Here is a 20,989-nt window from a genome sequence, read left to right on the forward strand (position 1 = left end):
GTGGGACTTGTTGTGCGCTTCCTTCAGGTGTTGGGCCGGCCTGCCCTGTCAGCAAGCCGCCCCGCCTCAGCGGAACTCGTGGACCACCTGGATCGCGCCGACAATGTGGGCGTTGAAATCGTCCAACTCTTCGGCTGGAACCCAGAGCTCGAGGATCGTCTGCCCACCGGCCTGCTGGATGGGATACCGCCTCAAGAACTCGGCCTCGACCTCAAAGCGAGTGACGAAGCCGGCACCATCGTGCTTCACGTTCCAGTCCCGCGCGATCCTGACCGCGTAGTCCTCGTTGAGTACTGGGTAGAAGATCGGCTGCTCGGGAAGACGGGGCGGCCAGGCGCGCCAGTTCAACTCCCGAACCAGTTCCAGCTCCTTGGGGCCAGTGGGGCGCCACAGCGTCGTCGTTGCTTGCTGGCTGGTCATTTGTATCGCTCTCTGAACCGGGGCCGCCGGTACGGCGTTCGGGACACCGGACGATACCGGCATCGGGGCCTCGGCAGCCATGCCGTTTCCGCACCCTGGCCAACTCCGTGACCAGCAGCTACGAGACAACCCCTTGAATGGGAGTTGAGGGTTGCGTCGGTCAGGTCAGGTCAGGTCAGGCCAGCGGTTGGCGGCGCCGACGAGTGGCCAGTTCCGTGAACCGCCGTGCCAGGGGGGAAGTCGTGCTGCTGATTCGCTTTGAACCCGACGGGAGTAAATGACGGCGCGCACCGGTACGCGTGCCATCCAATGTCCAACAGGATGCGTATTGGTGCACCAGGGTGGCTGTGCGTGTTGTTCGCTCACGGCTGGCAGGATGCGGCACCGCGGAGAGATGAAATCTTCAGAACTTGCCAAACGCCCGCATCGCTCTTCTTAACCTGGACGCGGTAGGAGACGTAACTCTTGGGCGTGACCTTTGTCCGGTTTACTTTTCTTGTCTTGATGGCCGTGCTGAAACTCTTGCTTTCATCTCCGCAGTAGGTGATGAATGCGAGGATTTCGCTTTTTACAGTGACTCTTCGGTTGAAATACTGGGTCGCCCCTGTGATGGTCTGGTTGCTGTCCGCGAACGACTTCACCCAGCTCTGGGATGCGGCCGTGCCCTCACCGTCCGTGTAGAAGCTCAGGGGTGGATAATCCGGCTTGCCGACGACAACGGCCGCATCCAAGGCCCGGACAAATTCGGCGTTGTCGCTGAGAATCGTGTCCTGTGTCGGGTCGCCGACCTTCTCGGGAGTGAAGGTGTCACTCACGTCCGAGGGCAGCGTGATCTTCGGTCTGGTCGCAGCATCAGTGTCCGGGGCGGACGCACTTGGTGCGGCGAGCTTCGTTGCTCCTGTGCCCACGCCTGCGTCCACAGCCGGATTCTTGGGCATGGTGTTGTCGTTCCCCGCGCATGCAGCCAGGAGGAGGGCTGCTGCGGTGGCGAGTGCAGCAGCGATAGGCAGAGTGCGGCGATTCACGCGAGGCTCCGGGTGAGGTGGCTGCGGTCCTGGAATCCGTCGTTCGCCGGTCAGCGGTTGATCGCCTGGATTTCCTGGACGGTTACGTCCTGAGTGGTGCCGAAGGTGCCGTCGGGGAGGTCGCCGCCGGCACCGCCGGTGCCGGTCCAGGAGATCTTCCAGGTGATGGTGGCCTTGAGCTGGTACGGCCCGTTGTCGCCGGAGGCGCGGAGGTAGGTGAGGCCGCAGGGCGGGGTCTTGTCGGCGTCGCCCTTGGCGTACGGGGTGCCGATGGAGCCGTCGGCGTTGAACGCGCATTCGCCTGATGCCGGGTAGGTCTCGGCATCTGCAGTGCCGGGTTCGAGTTTCAGGGAGACGGGGACGGCTTTGGTCGTGGCCTGGATGTTCAGGACAGGCACGGAGGCAGTGACAGAGACCGGTTTGAAATCTGTGCTGTCGAGCCAGGCCCAGGTGGGGAGGTTCACCTTGGTCGCGCCATGTGGCGCGAGGGTGACCTTGGTGTCCGGGACTCGAATTTCCGCGTATGCGAGCTGCGACAGGATCTCAGGGGTGATGGCCTGGGGGATGTCCGCGGGAGGCGGTGCACCCTTGTCCACCCAGAAGATGGGTTTGTCGCAAGACAGGGCACCTGGTTCTCCGATACGTGAGTCGTCAACGTAGGAGTCCCACCAGTAGCCTTTTCCTGTTTTGGCCTTGTTGAAGTCCTTGTAGTCCCCGTCTTTCGATTCTCCATCTTCGTAGTGCTTGCGCTGTTGGGCGTCCCATTCGTATCCGGTCGACTCGGCTTCCCAAATGGGTTCAAGGTAGGTCTTGAGTTGAGCCGGAGTGTACTTCGGGGCGTACCAGCAGGGGGGAGGGGACCAATTGCTCTGAGGGGCAACCGGGCCAGCCTGCGAGCCATGGCCGTTGTTGGTTCGGTCATACACGATGCCGGCGCTGGACGAGAGAGTGCCGTCGCCGTCTGCCTTGCCAGAGGTGTGCGTTTGAGCTGGTGGCGGGGAAGACTGCTGCTCAGAGGGGTCATCGGCCAGCGCTGACGGGGCACTCAGCAGCAGAAGTGTCGTGGCCATGGTGCAGGCTAGAACAAGACCCCGCTGTTGGTTCACGGCTGGCACTTCGAGTTCCCCCTCAACGTGATCATCTTTGTGGTGACCCAGACGCCGAGCTCGTTCTTCCGCAAGGCTGTGTTGTACAAGACGTAGCTCTTGCTGGTTACCGGAGTGTGGTCGATTTTCTTCGTCTTGATGTGCAGACCAAAGGCCTTGCCCTGATCCTCGCAGTAGGCGAATGCGGCCGTTCCGTCTTTATTGATCAGGACGGACGGGTTGTAGAATCGATACTTTCCCGTCGTCCGCATGTTGCTGTCGACGTAACCCTGAACGTATTTCTGTGTCCCGGACGACATTTCCCCTTCCGAGTAGAAGCGGTACGCCTTGTCCAACGGATCCTGGTTTGCTACGGCCAGGTCGGTGGCCTTGACGAATTGCTCGCCGTCGGACAGAACAGCGTCCTTGTCCTTGTCGCCGGTCTTCGGCCAGTCGAAGGTGTAGGAGAGGTCCGCGGGCAGTTCGATCTTCGGGCGTCCAGGTGTCGCCGACGCCGACGCGCGAGGCGAAGCCGCCTTCGTAGCGCCCTCGTCGGCGCCCGCGATCTTGCCCGAGTTCTTGGACTTGCCGTCGTCGCTTCCCCCGCACGCGGTCAGGAGCAGGGCCGCTGCGGTCGCGAGTGCGGCGGCAGCGGGCAGAGTGCGGCGGTTCACGGGCGACTCCCGGTGGGGCGGTGGTGGTCTTGGGTGAACCGACGCTATCCGGGGCGTACTTGGTTTCACCAGAGCGAATCCATCCCGTCAACCGGACGGTCGGGACCTTTCAGGCGAATCGCTCGCGCCTCGGGTCAGGCATCGGTACCCGTCCCGACCATTCCGTACGCGCACCCGTGCCGCCAGTTCGGTGCCCGCCCGCACCCCGTCGATCCGCGTGGGTTCATGCCCATCCGCACCCCGTCCCGCGCTCCGATTGTGGCGAGGCTGCGCGCAGTTGACAGCTCTGCGGTTTGCTTGTGCATCGTCAGATCCCCGAAGAGGTCGGGGCTGTAGGGCGGCTACGAGGTGGTGCCGCCGAAGCCTTGGCGTATGCAACGGGAGTCCACCCTCCCGTCCAGCAGGAACGGGGAAATCTCGTGAAGCTTTCAGTGTTCGGCAAGTGCCGCCGTTTGTGACCGATTTGGACCGATGTTGATGAACCGTGCGGCGTTCGCGATCCTTATCTCGCCTTGAGGCGCTTATGTGCTGCTGCTACGGTGCGATGACTTGACAGCCTCCGGTGGCCTGGGAATCGGAACCGGATAAATGGCGGCGAAGTCGACTCGCTTATGTCGCAGAGAAACATTCGGGGAGAAGCGGCGTGAAGGTCCAGGAGCGCACGGGCGCAGGTAACCACCGGGTTCCCTCACCCGGACAGTCGGCCGGTGAGCGGCTTCCCACGGTCACACGTGAGCGCAAGCCCGCGCTCGCCGCACTTGCCGTGCTGTTGATTCTTGTCGGTGCGCTGGGCGCGACGGTGCTCGTGCTGCGCGCCGGGAACCGCGTCGAGGTCGTCCGGCTGAAGGCGGGCCACACCATCCAGGCCGGCGAGAAGCTGACCGCGAACGACGTGTCCTCGGTGATGGTCGCCGACGACGCCAGCATCAACTACGTCCCGTACAAGCAGCTCGCCTCGCTGGAGAAGCTCCGGGCGAAGAACACCCTGGTCGGTGGCACCCTGCTGATCGGTGACATGTTCACCGCCACGACCGGAATGCCCGCGGGCAAGGCCTCGGTGGGTCTCTCCCTCAAGGACGGCCAGTACCCGCCGGACATCGCGGCCGGTGACACCGTCACCGCGTACCGCGTCGGCGACAAGAGTGGCGGTTCGAGCTCCAGCTCCACCACCGGCGGTTCGCAGACCGGCGGTTCCGGCAGCACCCCCCTCGTCGAGCAGGCGATCGTCAGCAAGTCCGTGGTCCCGGCGACCGGTTCGATCGGCAGCGGGAACCGTTCCATCACGCTGACCGTCGATACCGCTGATGCCCCCGCGCTCGCCCAGGCGGCGGCGAACGGCCAGGTCGCACTCGTGCGCGTCGCCGCCCACACCGGCTGACCCTCCGAGCCCGCAGAGGAACGCAGAAGACGTAGAGGAACGCAGAAGACATGGCGCTCATCGCCCTCGCCGCAGACAAGGGTTCGCCCGGAGTCACCACGGCCGCCCTTGCCCTCGCCGCTGTCTGGCCCCGGCGGGCCCTGCTCGCCGAGGCCGACCCGGCGGGCGGGGACCTCGTCTACCGCACCAACGCCGCCAACGGCGGCCCGCTCAACCCGAACACCGGTCTGCTCTCCATCGCCGCCGCGGCCCGCCGCGGGCTCGCCGCCGATCAGCTCTGGGACCACGCCCAGCCCATGGCGGGCGGGCTCGAACTGCTCGTCGGGATCGGTTCGGCCGAGCAGGCCGCCGGGCTCGCCGGGGTGTGGCCCACGCTCGGGCAGGCCTTCGCCACACTCGGCGAGTCCCCGCACGCCCCCGCCGATGTGATCGCCGACTGCGGCCGGATCGCCGGGGGTTCGCCCGCGATCGACCTGATGCCGCACGCCAACCTGGTGCTGCTGGTCTCGCGTACGGAGCCGGAGCACATCGCCCGCGTACGGGACAGGGCCGCCGCCCTCCACGCGCAACTGCACGGCGGACAGCGGGGCATGTCGCAGCTCGCGACGCCTCTCATCGGGGTGCTCCTCGTCGCCGATTCGAACACGTCCACCAAGCTCGCCCACCAGGTCAACGACATGCTCGTCGCCGCGCAGACCGGTGCCCGGGTCATCGGCACGCTCGCGTACGACACCTCGGGTGCCGGGCTGCTGTCCGGGCGCGGCCGGGGCCGGCTCGACAAGTCGTTGCTGATCCGCAGTGCCCGCAAGGTCGCCGCCGACGTCTACCAGCAGTTCGGCGCCGCCTGGTCGCAGCCGGGTGCCGGGGCAGGTCGATGAGCAGCGTCGTCGACCACTCGCTGGTCAAGCGGTTCCGGCAGGACGCCGGGGACCGTATCGCGGAACAGCGCCGTATCGACCAGGTCAGCAACACACCGCCGATGTCCGGGGAGGACGAGCGGCAGTACGCCCGCGCCGTCATCGCCCAGATACTTGAGGAGTACGCGCGCGCGGAGATCAACGCCGGGCGTACCCCCTTCGACGCGGAGACCGAGGAGCAGTACGCGGCAGCCGTGCACGCCGCGCTCTTCGGAGTCGGGCGGCTCCAGCCGCTGCTCGACGACCCGGACGTCGAGAACATCGACATCAACGGCTGTGACCAGGTCTTCGTCGGGTACGCCGACGGGCGTGAGGCCCGGGTCGACCCGGTCGCCGAGACCGATGAGGAACTCGTCGAGCTGATCCAGGTGCTCGGCGCCTACTCGGGTCTCTCCTCCCGGCCCTTCGACTCCGCGAACCCGCAGCTCGACCTGCGGCTCCCGGACGGTTCGCGTCTCTCCGCCGTCATGGAAGTGGCCCGCAGGCCCGCGCTCTCCATCCGTCGCGCCCGCATGGGCAAGGTCTTCATGGCAGACCTCGTCGGCAACGGCACCCTGACCCCGGAGCTGGCCCACTTCCTCGCCTGCGCGGTCCGGGCCCGTAAGAACATCATGATCGCCGGTGCCACCAACGCCGGGAAGACCACGCTGCTGCGGGCCCTCGCCAACGAGATCCCACCGGTGGAACGTCTGGTCACGGTCGAACGGGCACTGGAGCTCGGGCTCGACCAGTTTCCCGAACTGCACCCCAACGTGGTGGCGTTCGAGGAGCGGCTGCCGAACTCCGAGGGGCTCGGGCAGATCTCGATGGGCGAGCTGGTGCGCCGGTCGCTCCGTATGAACCCCTCCCGCGTCATCGTCGGTGAGGTGCTCGGCGACGAGATCGTCACCATGTTGAACGCGATGTCGCAGGGTAACGACGGCTCGCTCTCCACGATCCACGCGAACAGCTCCAGCGAGGTGTTCAACCGTATTTCCACCTACGCGCTCCAGGCCACCGAGCGGCTGCCCATCGAGGCCAGCCAGATGCTCATCGCCGGAGCCGTCAACTTCGTCGTCTTCGTCCAGCGCCGCAACAACTTCGAGAGCGGCGGCCGGCTGCAACGTGCCGTCACCTCGGTCCGTGAGGTGAACGGCGTGGACGGACGCGTGCTCTCCAGTGAGGTCTTCGCGGAGACGCCCGACGGGCGTGTCCTGCCGCACGCCCCGGTGGCGTGCCTCGACGACCTTGCCGTACACGGCTATCGCCCCTCCGGGGCCTGGGGGTGAAGGAGACCGTATGAATGGCATCTCCTCGTTGGGCGGGTTCTTCGATCCGCAGCTGCTGTACGCACTGGGCTGCGGCATCGCCGCGGGCGGTGGCCTCGCGCTGCTGATCCTCGCCATCCGTGGCATCGAGCCCAAGCCCGGTCATGTGAAGGCCGCACGCGGTGAGCGCACCAGGGAACTCGTCCAGTTCATCGGCCGGCGCGGCTCCATCGCCGTCGGTGTCGGACTGATCGTCCTGCTGCTGACGCGCTGGACCGTCGCCGGAATCGGCGCCGGACTGCTGGTCTTCTTCTGGGACCGCCTCTTCGGCGGCGCCGCACAGGAGAAGGTCGCGATGCGCCGGGTCGAGGCGCTCGCGGGCTGGACCGAGTCGCTGCGTGACACCATCGCCGGCGCCGTCGGCCTGGAGCAGGCCATCCCGGCGTCCGCACGCGCCGCGGCCCCCGCGCTCCGCCCGCACCTGGACGCCCTGGTCGACCGGCTCCGCGCCCGTATGCCGCTGCCCGAGGCCCTGCAGTACCTTGCCGACGAGATCGACGACGCGTCCGCCGACATCATCGTGGCCGCGCTCATCCTCAACGCCAAGCTGCGCGGCCCCGGCCTGCGCCAGGTGCTCGGCGCCCTCTCGAAGAGCGCGCGCGAGGAGATCGACATGCGCCACCGGGTGATGGCGCAGCGCTCGTCGACCCGGCGCAGTGTGCAGATCGTGGTGGTCGTCTCGGTGGCGTTCGTGCTCGGACTCGCCGTGTTCAACCGGGACTTCGTGTCACCGTACGGCTCGCCGATGGGCCAGCTGGTGCTGGCCGGTGTGTGCGGTCTGTTCGCGCTCGGCTTCTGGTGGCTGCGGAAGCTGTCGGTGATCGAGACGCCGGAGCGCTTCCTGGTCCGTGACGAGCCGGAGGTCCGGTTCGTACGACCGGACTCGGCGCCGTCCGGCGGCCAGCCGGGCCAGCACGGCCCGTACGGCCAGCACCCCGCCCCGCAGGCATCGCCGTTCAACCAGGGCCAGGGGGCGCAGCGATGATGGACATTCTCACCGCACCGGTACTGATCGGTGCCGTGCTCGGCCTCGGTATCTACGTCCTCGTACGGGCCCTGTCGCCCTCGAAGCGTTCCGCCGTCTCACAGGTGCGGCGCATCGACGCGCTGCGGGCCGCCGGTTCCGGGTACGAGCGGCCGGGCAGCCAGTCCGCCGAGGACGACGGACGGCTCGGCTCGCTGCGCGCCAAGGTGGGGGTGCGGATCGCCGACCTCTACATGCAGCAGGGCTGGGAGCAGCGCTCGCTCCGCTCCGACCTGGCGGTCCTCGACCGCAGCTGGGAACGGTTCCTGGCGACCAAGGTCCTGCTCGGTGTGTCCGGCCTGATCTTCGGGCCGATGCTCTTCGCCATCGCCTGGGCCATCGGCTTCGGCAGCGGCCCGATCATCCCGGTCTGGCTGGCGCTCGCCTGCGCCGCGCTCTTCTTCTTCCTGCCTGATCTGGAAGTACGCAGGGACGCGGCCGACAAGCGCAAGGATCTGCGGCGGGTCATCGGCGCGTATCTGGACCTCGTGTCGATGAACCTGGCCGGTGGCCGCGGGCTCCCCGAGGCGCTGATGGCCGCGGCCGAGGTCAGCGACGGCTGGGCGCTGCGCCGCATCCGTAACACCCTCGCCGACGCCCGGATCACCGGCACCAGCCAGTGGCTCGCTCTGGGCAGACTCGGCGAGGAGCTGGGTATCGAAGAGCTGAAGGACTTGTCGTCGTCGCTGGCGCTCGTCGCCGACGACGGGGCGAAAGTGCGTGAGTCGCTGGCCTCCAGGGCCGAAACGATGCGGCACCGCGAAATGGCCGAGATCGAGGGAGCGGCGGGTGAGAAGTCGCAGTCGATGCTTGTCGCGCAGCTGCTCCTCTGCGCCGGATTCCTGGTCTTCCTCATCTATCCGGCCGCGATGCGCGTCTTCCAGGTCTGAACCCGCAACCCACTTCTCTTGAGAGGATTCCATCCATGTTCGGACGCCGCTTCAGTCACCCGACTGTCGACTTCCTGATCACGTTCCTGCAGGCGCGCGTCGAGCGTGCCCGCTCCGAGGACACCGACCGCGGCGCATCCGCCGTGGAGTGGGTCATCATCTCCGCGGTCGTCGTGGCGATCGTCGGCGTGGTCGCCGCGATCATCAACTCGGCACTGAGCTCCGGTGCCAACAAGGTCGGCGACTGCATCAAGGGCGCCACCGCGAGCGGCACCTGCTGAGTACGGAATCCCGAGTCCGGGACACGGGGCGGGTGCAGGTACCGATGGTGGTGCTGGTGCGTCAGAGGATCAGAGCGTTCGTACGCCGCAGGGTGGAGGCAGCCTCCACCCGCGGTGACTCCGGCATGACCGCGATCGAGTTCGTGTTCCTGACTCCGGTGCTGTTCTTCCTGATCTTCGCGACGGTGCAGTTCGCGCTGTATTTCTTCGCCGACCACGTGGCGCAGGCCGCCGCCCAGGCGGGCACGCGCAAGGCCCGCGCCGAGGCCGACGAGAACCCCGGCGGCTGGCGCGGGGACGCGGGCGATGTCGTGCAGAGCTATATCCAGCAGCTCGGCTCGAAGCTGGTGCTCGGCCCCCGGGTGACCATGGTCCAGCCGGACCGGAACACGGTCGGGGTGGAGATCTCGGCCCGGGTCCCGAGCGTCTTCCCGGGGCTGGACCTGACGGTGCACGCGCAGTCGCGGGGGCCGGTCGAGCGGTTCGTACGGGACTGAGCGGGACTGGGCGGGCTGGGCAGGACTGGGCAGGACTGGGCAGGACTGAGCGGGACTGAGCGGGACTGATGGGAGACCAACGGGTGCGGGGGCTGCGGAGCTTGGGGGGATACGTGGGTACGCGGTGCGGCCACGCGGTGACCGGTATGCCGGCAGGTACGGCGGCCGGGGGCGGCGAGGGTTCCGGGGATGGTTCCGGGGATGCTGAGGGGCCCGGCGCGGCGTTCGCCGATCGCGGGCTGTCCACCATCGAAGTGGTCATTCTCGCCCCCGTCATGATCCTCTTCATTCTGGTCCTGGTCGGATTCGGTCAGCTCGTCGAAGGCCGGGGCGCCGTCGACAGCGCGGCCCGCGACGCGGCCCGCGCGGGCTCCATCCAGAAGGACGGGGGAGTCGCCATGGCCGAGGCCCGCAGGGCGGCCGAGGCGGACCTGAGCGACGTCTGCTCCGGCCCGGTCTCGGTGACCGCCAACGGCTTCGTGAAGGGCGGGTTCTTCACCGTGGAAGTCAGCTGCCAGATCCGCGGCCTGGCGATGCTCGGCCTGAACATCCCGACCACCCTGACCGGCCGCTCGACCTCGCCGATCGACCCCTACCGGAGGACGGTATGAGCGCGCCGAACGCCCGCTCGGTGCCGAGGCGTTGGACGCCGTGGTCCCGACTCTCCCGATGCTCCCTGTGGGTGCGGTCCCGCCGCGACCGGCTCGACGACCGGGGCTCGGGTGCCGCGGCCGTCATCATCTTCGCGTTCCTGTTCCTGGCGCTGGCGGCGTTCGTCGTGGACGGCGGGCTGTCGATCTCCCAGCGCGAACGGGCCGCGGACATCGCGGAACAGGCGGCGCGGTACGCGGCGCAGGACATCGACCGCGAGTCCCTCTACGGCGACCAGGGCGGCCCCGCACCGATCAACTACCAGAACTGCGATGCCCGGGTGCACGCCTTCGCCGTCGAGATGGGCATGTCCGGTCAGGACATAGGGGCGTCGCACTGCACGGCGGCGAACGCGCAGCGGGTCGAGGTGACGGTGCAGCTGACGTACGAGCCGGTGCTGACGGGCATGTTCTACAGTCACTCGATCACGGTGCACGGCTCGTCGGTCGCGGAATCGGTCACGGGCTGAGCGCCTGAGCACCTGGTCGTCATGCGGCACGCATCACGCATGAGACAGCGATTCATGGAGGAACGAGATGGCGTTCGGTCGGCGAAAAGATCCCGAGCCGACGGTCGAGCCGGTGGCGTGGGACAGCGCCGACTGGTTCGTGATCAGTGCCGTGGAGCGCCCCGCCACCCTCCGGCGGAAGGCCGTGACCGGCCCGCGTTGCGTACGTACCCGGGTCGTCGAGCCGGGCGTGGAGCTGTACGCCCCCGCGGTGTTCATCGCGCAGCCCGACGCGGAGACCAAGGCGTACGAGCTCTACCCGGCCCTGGACCCCCGGACCCTGCTCTGTGCGCTCGCCCCGGTGAAGGGCGGACGCGGCGGCGAGCGCTACCGAGTGACGGACGGCCAGGGGCAGGAACTCGGCACGGTCCACCGCACCGGCGCCACCAAGCGCACCGTCCAGCACGCCTGGTGGCTGGAGCAGCCCGGCCATCCCGACATCGTCGCCCGCTACCACTGGGCGAAGGGCAGCGCGAAGGACGTCAGGGAGCGGGGAGCGTCGGCGGTGGTCCGCGGGGCGGGCCAACTGGCCGAGAGCGTCGTCGACTCACTGATCCTCGGCGGCTCCGAGGGCGGCGACAGCAGCACGTACGAGAGCAAGCCGGTGACGTGGCGGGCCGGCGAGACGGAAGTCGCCCTGACCTCGGGCCACACGGACAAGGCCGTCAGGACGTACACGCCCCGGGCGAGCTGGCTGGACCGCCGGCTGGCACTCGCACTGGCGGTACTCCGCGAGGGCTGACGGATCAGTAAGGACCTGGACGTTCATCCCGTGCCTGCGGTGCTTCCCGGAGTAATACGGCCGGTCGGCGGCGATGCGGTCGATGGGCAGCAGCGTTCCATCGAGGATCAGATATGCCTTGTGCGCCGCCGCCCGGACCGCCGTGGTGATGTCAGGGGCCAGGGCCTTGAGGATCTCGACGGCCTCGGTCACGTATCGATAGGCAGTGGTGATTCCGACACCGAAACCGCCTGCCAGCTGAGCGTACGTATGGCCGCACCGCAGGTGGGCCAACACCAGCAGGGCCTGTCGGCCGGCCGGAAGCCGACGCCACCGGGTGTCGCGCTCCAGGCGTTGGGTGCGCAGCAGGCTGGACAGTAACTGAAGGGCAGAGCCGGACAGATCGATCCCCGATGGGTAGACAAGCACACGAAGCTCAGGGTGGTCAGGTTGTTCTTGGTGGATCACCCCGTCTACCAGGAGGTCCGCCTCTTCCCGAACTCACCCCCCAACAGCCCCTACTCGCACGCAGGTCGAAAGAGAGCACACTGCGTCGCCACTGCCACGCCTTGAGGTAACGGCAGCCGACTGGCTCAGCCGAGATCAGTGCAAGAAGCCAGCACTGCGTCGAGCAGACCTGGGAACCGTGCGTTGAGATCGTCGCGCCGCAGACTGACGAACCGGGTCCGGCCCTCCACCTCGGTCCAGGTCACCCCCGACTCGCGGAGCACCCGGTAGTGGTGGGACATCGTCGTCCTGTGCACGTCGATGTTCTCGCCCACAGCGGAGCAGCTGTCCCTGCCCTTGTCCGCCAGCTGCGCGACGATCTGCAGCCGCACCGGGTCTGCGAGGGCATGGAAGATCTCGGCGATCTTGATTTCTTCGGCCGCCGGTTGTGTCAGTTCGCGCATCGTCGGCCTGTCCGCGAAGTCATGGACCGACAATAACCCACGAGTGGATGCGTGGACAACCATCAACGTGTTTGCTACGTTGCCGCTCTCGACGCCATCTCGCCCTCTCGGCAGCGGAAAGAGTGCATCATGCACAAGCGGTTATTCCCTCTGGCGCTTGCGACCTTCGCCGTCGGCACAGACGGGTTCGTCATCGCCGGCCTTCTTCCCTCTATCGCCGAAGATCTCAACGTCAGCGTCCCCGCAGCGGGTCAGCTGGTCACCGCCTTCGCGCTGACCCTCGCCATCGCCGCCCCCGTCTTCGGCTGGGCCACCAGCTCCATGGACCGCCGCAAGGCGCTGATGATTGCTCTGGCGGTCTTTACGATCGGTAACGTCGCTACGGCGCTGGGCACCTCCTACGCCGCCGTCATGACCGCCCGCGTCATCACCGCAGCTGGCGCCGGCATCATCACCTCCACCGCCTCCAGTGCGCCCGCGGTGGTCAGCCCGCCCGAACGCCGCGGTAGTGCCCTGGCCTTTGTCCTGGGCGGCCTGACGCTCTCCAGCGCAATCGGCCTTCCCCTCGGCACCCTCATCGGCCGCAGTGACTGGCATGTGACCCTATGGGCGGTCGCCGGGCTGGGCGTGGTGGCGGCTTTGGGGGTCGCCTTCGCCCTGCCGAAGATCATGCTCCCGGCCACGACGTTCCGGGCCCGGCTCCAGCCGCTCAAGGAACGCTGGGTGCTCGGGACCCTGGCCGTCACGACGCTGGCTCTGACCGGCACGTACCTCCTGTACACGTACGTTGGAGCAGCCTTGGAGGGCACGATCGACGGCAGTGAGACCACGCTCACCTGGGTGCTGTTCGTGTACGGGCTCGGCGTTCTGGGCGGCAATCTCCTGGCCGGGCGCCTGTCCGATCACTACCCGGCGGAACGGCTTCTGTTCGGTGCCCTTGTCGTCTTCATCATCGTCCTGCTGGTCAGCCGGCCGGCCATCGAGACCCTCGGAACCACCTTCGTCTGGGCCGCGGTGTGGGGTGTTCTGGTGGGCATCCCGTCCGTCCTCCAGCAGCACCGCCTCGTCGCCCACGCGCCGGCCGCGACGTCCGTGCTTCTCGGACTGAACTCCTCGGCGATCTACCTCGGCGTCGCCCTGGGCGGAGCCCTCGGCGGGCTCTTCCAGGGCTGGATCTCCCCGGTGTGGCTGGGGATCCCGGCAGCCGGTGTCACCCTGCTGGCTTTCCTCCTGACGCTCGCGACCGCGCAGAGCCCCAAGCGGGGCGCCGTGGAGGAACCGAGCCTCGCCACCAACTGAACGCTCACCAGGCTGTTGCCGCCCTTCACCACACGTCAGCGTGAGGTTGGAAAAGGCTCAGTGTGTCGTTCCCGGTCAACGCAGTACAGCCGAAAGGAGCGTTGACGAGAAAGACCGACCCCCACCAGAAGCGGTCGAGCTCGATACCGTCGGCAGCATCGCGGAGTTGGTCCCCTTCGTCGGATGATCCGGCGGGGGAGGGCAGCCAGGTGTCCGGCAGCGCGGATGCCGCAGGAACAGGAAGACGGAGAGACGGGGGATGGGTGTGAGCAGTCCGGTGGAGGGGGCGACAGCGGGGATACGTACCTGGTGTCGCATCGTGCTGGCGGTCGGTATCTGTTGTTATGTGCTCGCGGTCGGCGCGGGGATGTTCCTCCTGTCGGACGACCACGGCTTCGGCCTGCTGGCCCTTCTGTGGTTCGTGGCAGGGGTGCTTCTCGCGGTGCTGATCCGCGGGTTGGGCGTCGGCGGCGTGACTGCCCTGGGCGCGGCGCTGTTCATCGTGTTCGCCTCTGTGGCGTCCGTGAGCGTTGCCGGGATCGCCCGCGACGGTCTCACCCTTCAGCATCGGGGGGAGCGGGTCCGTGTCACGGTCGTGAAGGAGCGGCTCGACCCGCCCCGGGGGCGCGGGGCGCGGCATTCCCATTACACGTTGGAGCGGCAGGACGGCACGCGGGTCCCGGGGCCCGAGATGGAGACGATGTCGGACCGCTACGACGTCGGCGACGTACTGACGGTTGTGGAGGATCCGGAGGGCAAGCTCGGTCCTCAGACACCCGGCCAGGCGGACGCCACGGGCGACGTGGCCGGGGCGGGAGCCTTCGGTCTGGTGGCGCTCGGCGCCGTCGGCTGGATGACATGGCGCGGTTCGGACACCGCGAAGCGTCGTGACCGGCAGAAGCTGTTGGCGGCGAAGCGGAAGGCGTATCCCAACGGGCTGCCTGATCACATGACGCAGAACGAGCAACAGGAGGAGAAGCTCCGCGAGGCTCTGCGTACCTTCCCCGCCGATCGTCGCGGCTACATCAAGGTGCAGCCCGGGTGGTACCCCGATGTATCGCTGGAACGGGCCGCGCGCATCGCCTGGGAGATGGGACTGCGTGCGGAGGCGGCGGGGAACCGGGGTTCGTGGCGCTTCGGGGAGACCGTGATGGAGGAAGTCCCGCACGACTGAGCCTCTGTGACCGGCGGTGGGTACGTGGCCGGACCGGTCACGGCGTACGAGTACGAGTACGAGTACGGGTGTCGGGCACCGGGCCCTCACTTCACCCGGGAGGGCGGGGCGGTCTTTCCCGAGGCGAGGGGGGAGCGGGCCAGTTCGACGCAGCCGACGGCGACCAGGGCGAGCGCACCCGCTTCGGGCAGCAGCCACCAGCCGGTCCGCAGACTCTCGCCGAAAAGCGTCACCCCGTAGAGGATGCTGATGAGGGCGTCGCCGAGGGTGAGCATCGGCTGTACGGCGACGAGGGTGCCGGCCTGGAGCGCGTTCTGGAGGAGGAACAGCGAACCCACTCCGGCCACGGCGGTGCCGTAGAGCTGCCAGGACGTCAGCAGGGCCACGACTCCGTCGCTGTCGCTGAGCCGCGCCATCGCGTCCTTCATCAGCGCGGCGGTGAGCGAGTACCCGCAGGCTGCGGCCAGCCCGAGGAGTGCGCCCCGGATGTTGCCGCGGGTACTCAGCGCCCCGCTGATGACGGCGGCCTCGAAGATCGCGGTAACCACCAGCGCCGGAATCCAGGCCCATCCGTACACCGTCTCGCGCCCGCCGCCCGGGTCGGCGGTCGCCATTCCGAGCGCCAGCCCCAGGGTGACTGCCGCGACGCCGTACCAGACGCGGCGCGGCAGCCGGACCCGCATGATGTGGCCCGCGAGCAACAGGGTCGCGGGCAGCTCGATCACGAAGATGGGCTGCACCACGGCGATCGGACCGTTGGCCAGCGCCACGGCCTGGCAGACGGCCGCGACGATCACCAGGCCGATCCCGGCCAGCCACACCTTCTTGCGGAGCAGCTGACCGATCAGGGATGCGTGCATCGCCTTGCTGGACGGTACGGTCGCGGCGGCGCGGCGCTGGAACACGGAGGCTGCGCCGTTGCTGAGGGCGGTCAGTACGGCGAACAGGACACTGATCACCGCTTCATGATGAAGGGGTGAGGGCTGAAATATGGACCTTGGATGGTTATGGGCCCGTCGCGGTGGCAGCGATGCGTACGCCAAGTGCGGTGATGCATGACGTTCGGTGCGCAGCGGTCAGCGGTTGATTGCCTGGATCTCCTGGACGTTCATGTCCTGGGTGGTCTCGAAGGTGCCGTCGGGCATGGTGCCGCCCGAGTTGCCGGAGCCCTTCCAGGAGATCTTCCAGGTGATGGAGGCCTTGAGCTGGTAGGGGGTTCCGTCGGTCGCGTGGAGGTAGCTGATGCCGCAGGGCGGGGTCTGGTCGGCGTCTCCCTTTTTGTACGGGGTGCCGATGGACTTGTCCTGGTTGAAGTCACAGGTGCCGGAGGCGGGGTAGGTCTCGGCGTCGTCGGTGCCGGGGTCGAGGTGGAGGCTTACGGGGGTGGCGGTGGTTTCGGCCCAGAGCCCGGTGTTGGGGAGTTCGGCGCGGACTACTACGTCCTGGAAGGTGCCTTTGTCGAGCCAGATCCAGGTGGGGAGGTTGACCGTGGATTTGCCTTGCGGCTTCAGCTCGATCTTGGTTTCGGGGACCTTGACCTGGTTGTAGGCGTATTCGGCGAGCATCTTCGGGGTCGGTGCGTGCGGGATCTTCGGGACCTGACCGGCGGGCTGCCAGAACATGATCTGTCCGCACTGCCAGGAGTCGGAGTCGTGTACATCAGGTGCGACACTTCGCCAGAAGTAACCACCCTTGCCGATGTTGTAATTCTCGTAACCCGATGCGGACGACCACTGATCATCCATGTTGTTCTCTGGTTTGCCGTCCTGGTAATGGTCGGTCCAGAGGCCCTTGCCGAACCACGATTCGTGAATGCCGACGTCGCCCTGGCCGTCCGTACTATCGACGAACTTCTTGAGGCCTTCTGGGGTGAAGACGGGTTCGTACCAGCAGGCAGGCGGCTTCCAGTTGGGGTCGATCGAGCCGAGGTTGCCCTTCTTGCCACCGCCGCCTCCCTTCTTGTATGTGATCTGGATCTGGGAGTGGGTCGCCGATGCGGAGGCGTTGAGGTTCCCCTTGCCATCCGAGCCACCTTTCGTCCCACCGTCGCCGATCGCGGCGGCCGAACCAGCGGCGCCAATAACTACGAGGAAGCTCGCGATGGGCACTATCACCCTGTGTGGCAGCTTCATGAGGAGCAGCCGCCCCTCTTCGAGCTGACAGAGACCGTCTGCCAAATACCTTCCGGGTTCTTCCGGAGCGTGGAGGTGTAGAAGACCTTGGGATCCGTACCAGCAGGGTTACCAGCGACCTTGCCCGACTTGCGGTTCTTCGAGTAGGCCTTGCTTTCGTCCATGCAGTAGTTGAGTACTGCCCGGGTCTTCGTATTTCCGAGCAGGCTCGCCTTGGCCTCGTAGACCGGTGCCTTGCCGATGACCGTGAGGTCCTTGTCCGTGTACGTCTTGATCCAGAGCTTGTCCTGAGAGAGGCCGGCCACAGTGTCGTAGAACGCGAGGGAATCGGGATTGGGGTCGTTGGCGATGATCGCGGCATAGCCCGCCCGTACCTGCTCCTTGCCGTCATTGAGTACGGCTTGCTCGTCGGCGTCCGCGCTGGTCCAGCCCTGGAAGTTGAGCTGGAATGACTTCGGGATGCTGATCACAGGCCGAGTGGGTCCTGGGGCCTTCGAAGTGGACGCCGAAGCCGAAGGGCTCTTCGACCCCTCGCCCGCGCCCTTGATCTTGTCCGAGGAGGAGTTGTCGCTACTTCCCCCGCAGGCGGTCAACAGCAGTGCAGCGCCAACAGCGAGTGCGGCGGCGATGGTCGGAGTGCGGCGAGCCACGTGTTCTCCCCCGGGTGTTCGGTGGCCCGATGGTCCGGTGGTTCCGTATCAGGCCGTTCCGTGAACGTACAGAGAGACCGAAACTACCAGCCGGGTGTAAAGGGCAGCAGTGTGCGATTGGGGGATTCCGTGCCATGTGCGGAAGGCGTGACCCTGCCGTGACGGGCCCGTCATGTGGGGGCGCGTTCGGTGCATGTGTGCGCCGCGGGCTCGCGGTGTGGTGGTGACGTGCGGGGTCTGCGGTGTCACCCGAACCCGCGGCGCCCAAATCGGAAATGCGGCAACAGGCCAGCCATATCGGGCGTGTTGTGGTGGTCGGGCTCTGTCTGTCCTTCGCAACCCTCCGTACCATCTCGGTAGGCTCACCTCACCCCCGAACGCACCGACTTCCGCTCCCGCTCCCTCTCCACAGGACATCCGCCATGGCGCGCACCAATCCCGGTTCGACGGGCCCGACCAATCGGACGCCGCAACCTCTGCCCCGCCGACGTACCGGTGGCGATTTCGTGAAGGCGTTCCTTGCCTTCCTCGCTCTTGCCGTGCTGCTGGTCGGTGTGCCGGGGGCGCTCGCGTACAGCGTGGGGTGGCCGTTGCCGCACAGCATGCCGTCCTTCGACATGGTGCAGCAGCAGATCACGGTCAGCACGTTCCTGAACATCCTGACCGTCGTGGTCTGGCTGGCCTGGGCGCAGTTCACCGCGTGTGTGCTCGTCGAGATCAAGGCGGCCGTCTCCGGGGTGGGGATGCCCTCGCACATTCCCGGTGCGGGGCCGAGCCAGCTGCTGGCCCGTCAGTTGATCGCCGCGCTGCTCCTGGTGAGTGCGACCGCCGCGAGTTTCGCGCCCGGGATCGCGCAGTTCGGGCAGTCGCTGGAGTCGACGCACAAGCCGACCGTGGCCGCCGCGCAGCAGTTGCCCGGTGTCGGGTCCGTTCAGCAGGCGCAGGCCGCGATGGCCTCGCAGGCCGAGGCGCAGGCCGAGCAGGCGCATGCGAAGACCGGGTCGCAGGAGGGGACGAAGTTCTACCGGATCAGTCCGCCCGAGGGGCGCCATCACGACTCGCTCTGGGAGATCGCTCAGCGGCACCTCGGGGACGGCCGCCGGTACAAGGAGATCTACCAGCTCAACAAGGACCGCATGCAGCCCGACGGCACCAAGCTGTCCGAGGCCAGTCTGATCCGGCCCGGCTGGATCATGGAGATGCCGGCGGACGCCCACGGCGGCGAGGTCGTGGAGATGCCCGACCAGGCGCCGAAGGTCTCCGAAGCGGTACAGCACCAGATCAATGAGTACGCCAAGTCCGGCGCCCACCAGGAGAAGCCCGCGCAGCACCAGGGCGGCAGCCGGGGTGAGAACCCGACGGCGCAGATCTCCGTGCCGCAGCAGCGTGTCCCCGACGCCCCCACCGGGGACTCGGGTGCGGTCGCCGAGGCGCCGTCGCAGAGTTCGGATTCCGGGTTCGGGCTGTCGGCGGCGCTCGTCGGTGCCCCGCTGCTCGCCGCCGGTGTGCTCGGCGCGCTGGGCCGTCGCCGCCGGATGGCGCTGTGGCAGTCCGCGATGACGGCGGTCGCCGGGCGGCGCGGCATGGAGCCGCCGGTGCCGACGGGTGACGAAGCCGATGCGCACGACGCGCTGCTGGTGGGCGCGGATCCGGAGGCCGTGCGGTTCCTGGATCTGGCGCTGCGCGGACTCTCCGCGTCGCTGGCGGACGAGAACCGTCAGCTCCCCGTGGTGTACGCGGCCTGGTTCACCGACGGTGATCTGCACCTTCAGCTCGCGCAGCCGTCCGGCACGCCGCCCGCGCCGTGGGAGCAGGGCCAGGACCAGACGTTCTGGCGGCTGGAGCGGTCGGCCGTCTCGGCGTACGAGGGGATCGACCCGGAGACCGCCGCGGCCCCGTACCCCGGGCTGGTCAGTCTCGGTACGCGGGACGACGCGCGGCTGCTGCTGAACCTGGAGGCCGTGCCGGGCGTCGTCGCGCTCAGCGGCCCCGACGACGCGCGCGCCGCCGTGCTGTCCTCGGTCGCCGCCGAACTGGCCACCAACGGCTGGTCGGACCGGATGACCGTCACCGTCGTCGGGTTCGGCGCCGAGCTGAGCCCGCTCGCGCCCACCCGGCTCCGGCACCTCGGCTCGGTCGAGGAACTCGTCGAGATGCTCGGCGCCGAGATCGGGCAGCGCCGTGGCGCGCTGGGCGCGGCGGGGCACGACTCGGTGCTCACCGGGCGTACGGGACCGGCCCAGCAGACCCGTTGGGCCCCGCACCTGGTGCTCGTCGCGCAGGAGCCGACGGCGGAGGAAGCGGCTGCGCTGGCCGAACTGACCACTGATTCAGGGCGGTTGGGAATCGGCTGCCTGATCGGGACCGGATCCGGCAACCAACTGCCGGGTGCCACCTGGGACTTGGAAATCACGGAGGACGGCAGGCTGCTCGCGCCGCTGCTCGGTCTCGAACTCCAGGCGCAGTTGCTGCCGCAGGCCCAGCACGAGGCCGTCGTACGGCTCTTCGCCGACGCGGACCCGGAGGGCGACGGCCCGGAGCCGGCCCGCCCGTTCCTGGTCGACATCACCGAGCAGGGGCGCCCCGCGGTGTACGCCAGGCTGGTCGGCCCGTACGAGATCATCGGCCTCGACACCCCCGACAGCGAACGCAGCGCCCTGCTGCACGAGGCGCTGGCGCTGCTGCTGCTGCACCGGGAGGGCGTGCACCCGCGCGTCCTCGCCTCGGCCATGTGGCCGCGCGGTGTCACCCCGGAGGTGTGCGACGCGCTCATCGAGCGGCTGCGGATGTGGCTGGGTACGGACGAGGACGGCTCGGCCCGGCTCCGTACCGATGACACCGGGCGGCTCACGCTCGCCCCGTCGGTCGTCTCCGACCTGGACGTGCTGCGTTCGCTGCACCACGAGGCGACGGAGGGGCGCGGTACACGGCGGGCGTCGGTGCGCGAGCGGCTGCTCACGGACGCGCTCGGACTGGTGCGGGGGCCGCTGCTCGCGGACCGTACAGAGGGGCGTTACGGCTGGCTGACGCACGAGATCATCGACACCCAGTTGCCGTTGCTGGTGGCCGATGTGGCGCTGGCACTGTCGGCCCACCACCTGGAACAGGACCAGCCGGAGAAGGCGATCGCCGCGCTGGAGGCCGCGGTGGCCGGGTCCTCGGCCGACGAGCGGCTGTGGAACGAGCTGCTGCGGGCGACGCACGCGACCGGCGACATGGACCGGCTGCGGCAGCTCGCGGCGGACCTCGCGGTACGGAGCGGGGCGCGGGGGCTCCCGCCCCGTACGGAGGCGCTGCTGGACGAGCTGCTTCCGGGGTGGCGCGAGGGGGCTGCGGCGGCGGGGTGACGCGTCCGGGGCGGTGCGGGGCGTGCCGTGCGGGGTTTTCGGGGCGCTGCCCCGGACCCCGGTCCTCAATCGCCGGACGGGCTTGAATTGCCGCTGCC

21 protein-coding genes and 1 pseudogene are annotated in these 20,989 nt (G+C 68.0%); 13 read left to right on the top strand and 9 right to left on the bottom strand.

Annotation, left to right across the window (positions count from 1 at the left end; translation table 11 throughout):
- Window positions 1-66: 66 nt before the first annotated feature.
- The 4 genes from NBY69_RS07035 to NBY69_RS07050 all read right to left on the bottom strand — a co-directional run bounded on the left by NBY69_RS07035 (window position 67) and on the right by NBY69_RS07050 (window position 3,204).
- The gene (locus NBY69_RS07035; RefSeq protein WP_250299044.1) at window positions 67-420 is read right to left on the bottom strand and encodes a hypothetical protein; all 354 of its coding nucleotides are present in this window, start codon (window positions 418-420) and stop codon (window positions 67-69) included.
- Between the two features lie 362 nt (window positions 421-782).
- The gene (locus NBY69_RS07040; RefSeq protein ID WP_250299045.1) at window positions 783-1,358 is read right to left on the bottom strand and encodes a hypothetical protein; all 576 of its coding nucleotides are present in this window, start codon (window positions 1,356-1,358) and stop codon (window positions 783-785) included.
- A gap of 137 nt (window positions 1,359-1,495) precedes the next feature.
- The gene (locus NBY69_RS07045; RefSeq protein WP_250299046.1) at window positions 1,496-2,515 is read right to left on the bottom strand and encodes a hypothetical protein; all 1,020 of its coding nucleotides are present in this window, start codon (window positions 2,513-2,515) and stop codon (window positions 1,496-1,498) included.
- Window positions 2,516-2,547: 32 nt separating this feature from the next.
- Entirely contained in the window at window positions 2,548-3,204 is a 657-nt protein-coding gene (locus NBY69_RS07050) for a hypothetical protein (protein ID WP_250299047.1), read from the bottom strand.
- Between the two features lie 643 nt (window positions 3,205-3,847).
- Between NBY69_RS07050 and NBY69_RS07055 the strand changes: the two genes are divergently transcribed.
- The 10 genes from NBY69_RS07055 (at window position 3,848) to NBY69_RS07100 (ending at window position 11,399) form a co-directional block, all read left to right on the top strand.
- Window positions 3,848-4,582 carry a hypothetical protein gene (locus tag NBY69_RS07055; protein ID WP_250299048.1) on the top strand — a complete coding sequence of 245 codons (735 nt, stop codon included), beginning with the start codon at window positions 3,848-3,850 and terminating at the stop codon, window positions 4,580-4,582.
- 50 nt (window positions 4,583-4,632) lie between these two features.
- Complete coding sequence (locus tag NBY69_RS07060) at window positions 4,633-5,460, top strand: hypothetical protein (protein WP_250299049.1); 828 nt, start codon at window positions 4,633-4,635, stop codon at window positions 5,458-5,460.
- Entirely contained in the window at window positions 5,457-6,767 is a 1,311-nt protein-coding gene (locus NBY69_RS07065; RefSeq protein ID WP_250299050.1) for a CpaF family protein, read from the top strand. The genes NBY69_RS07060 and NBY69_RS07065 overlap by 4 nt, the downstream gene beginning before the upstream one ends.
- Before the next feature lie 10 nt (window positions 6,768-6,777).
- On the top strand, window positions 6,778-7,791 hold the full coding sequence (locus tag NBY69_RS07070) for a type II secretion system F family protein (protein ID WP_250299052.1): 1,014 nt from the start codon (window positions 6,778-6,780) through the stop codon (window positions 7,789-7,791).
- A complete protein-coding gene (locus NBY69_RS07075; RefSeq protein ID WP_374211223.1) occupies window positions 7,788-8,720 on the top strand; it encodes a type II secretion system F family protein in 933 nt (310 codons plus the stop codon). Before NBY69_RS07070 ends, NBY69_RS07075 begins: the two co-directional genes overlap by 4 nt.
- 35 nt (window positions 8,721-8,755) lie before the next feature.
- A complete protein-coding gene (locus NBY69_RS07080; protein ID WP_250299054.1) occupies window positions 8,756-9,001 on the top strand; it encodes a hypothetical protein in 246 nt (81 codons plus the stop codon).
- A gap of 125 nt (window positions 9,002-9,126) precedes the next feature.
- Window positions 9,127-9,498, top strand: coding sequence for a TadE family protein (locus tag NBY69_RS07085; protein ID WP_374211236.1), 372 nt, complete (start codon window positions 9,127-9,129; stop codon window positions 9,496-9,498).
- 146 nt (window positions 9,499-9,644) lie between these two features.
- A complete protein-coding gene (locus NBY69_RS07090) occupies window positions 9,645-10,109 on the top strand; it encodes a TadE/TadG family type IV pilus assembly protein (protein ID WP_250299057.1) in 465 nt (154 codons plus the stop codon).
- Window positions 10,106-10,618 carry a pilus assembly protein TadG-related protein gene (locus tag NBY69_RS07095; protein WP_250299059.1) on the top strand — a complete coding sequence of 171 codons (513 nt, stop codon included), beginning with the start codon at window positions 10,106-10,108 and terminating at the stop codon, window positions 10,616-10,618. Before NBY69_RS07090 ends, NBY69_RS07095 begins: the two co-directional genes overlap by 4 nt.
- A 67-nt stretch (window positions 10,619-10,685) precedes the next feature.
- Window positions 10,686-11,399, top strand: a complete 714-nt coding sequence (locus NBY69_RS07100; RefSeq protein ID WP_250299061.1) for a hypothetical protein — start codon at window positions 10,686-10,688, stop codon at window positions 11,397-11,399.
- A gap of 3 nt (window positions 11,400-11,402) precedes the next feature.
- Here the strand turns inward: NBY69_RS07100 and NBY69_RS07105 are convergent.
- Together NBY69_RS07105 and NBY69_RS07110 are read right to left on the bottom strand one after the other, a co-directional pair.
- Window positions 11,403-11,807, bottom strand: a pseudogene (locus tag NBY69_RS07105) (transposase family protein); the annotation flags it as partial.
- A 164-nt stretch (window positions 11,808-11,971) separates the two neighbouring features.
- A complete protein-coding gene (locus NBY69_RS07110) occupies window positions 11,972-12,289 on the bottom strand; it encodes a helix-turn-helix transcriptional regulator (RefSeq protein WP_250299063.1) in 318 nt (105 codons plus the stop codon).
- A gap of 129 nt (window positions 12,290-12,418) precedes the next feature.
- Here NBY69_RS07110 and NBY69_RS07115 point away from each other — a divergent pair, with 129 nt between their 5' ends.
- Entirely contained in the window at window positions 12,419-13,588 is a 1,170-nt protein-coding gene (locus NBY69_RS07115; protein ID WP_250299065.1) for an MFS transporter, read from the top strand.
- A 259-nt stretch (window positions 13,589-13,847) separates the two neighbouring features.
- Complete coding sequence (locus NBY69_RS07120) at window positions 13,848-14,762, top strand: hypothetical protein (protein ID WP_250299067.1); 915 nt, start codon at window positions 13,848-13,850, stop codon at window positions 14,760-14,762.
- Window positions 14,763-14,848: 86 nt separating this feature from the next.
- Here NBY69_RS07120 and NBY69_RS07125 read toward each other — a convergent pair whose 3' ends face one another.
- The 3 genes from NBY69_RS07125 to NBY69_RS07135 all read right to left on the bottom strand — a co-directional run bounded on the left by NBY69_RS07125 (window position 14,849) and on the right by NBY69_RS07135 (window position 17,544).
- The gene (locus NBY69_RS07125) at window positions 14,849-15,721 is read right to left on the bottom strand and encodes a DMT family transporter (protein WP_250299068.1); all 873 of its coding nucleotides are present in this window, start codon (window positions 15,719-15,721) and stop codon (window positions 14,849-14,851) included.
- A gap of 117 nt (window positions 15,722-15,838) precedes the next feature.
- Complete coding sequence (locus NBY69_RS07130) at window positions 15,839-16,894, bottom strand: hypothetical protein (protein WP_374211224.1); 1,056 nt, start codon at window positions 16,892-16,894, stop codon at window positions 15,839-15,841.
- The gene (locus NBY69_RS07135; protein WP_250299071.1) at window positions 16,891-17,544 is read right to left on the bottom strand and encodes a hypothetical protein; all 654 of its coding nucleotides are present in this window, start codon (window positions 17,542-17,544) and stop codon (window positions 16,891-16,893) included. Before NBY69_RS07135 ends, NBY69_RS07130 begins: the two co-directional genes overlap by 4 nt.
- A gap of 422 nt (window positions 17,545-17,966) precedes the next feature.
- Between NBY69_RS07135 and NBY69_RS07140 the strand changes: the two genes are divergently transcribed.
- Window positions 17,967-20,891, top strand: a complete 2,925-nt coding sequence (locus NBY69_RS07140; RefSeq protein ID WP_250299072.1) for a BTAD domain-containing putative transcriptional regulator — start codon at window positions 17,967-17,969, stop codon at window positions 20,889-20,891.
- The last annotated feature ends 98 nt before the right edge of the window (window positions 20,892-20,989 follow it).

It is taken from the genome of Streptomyces sp. A 4/2, assembly GCF_940670765.1.
Classification (GTDB): domain Bacteria; phylum Actinomycetota; class Actinomycetes; order Streptomycetales; family Streptomycetaceae; genus Streptomyces.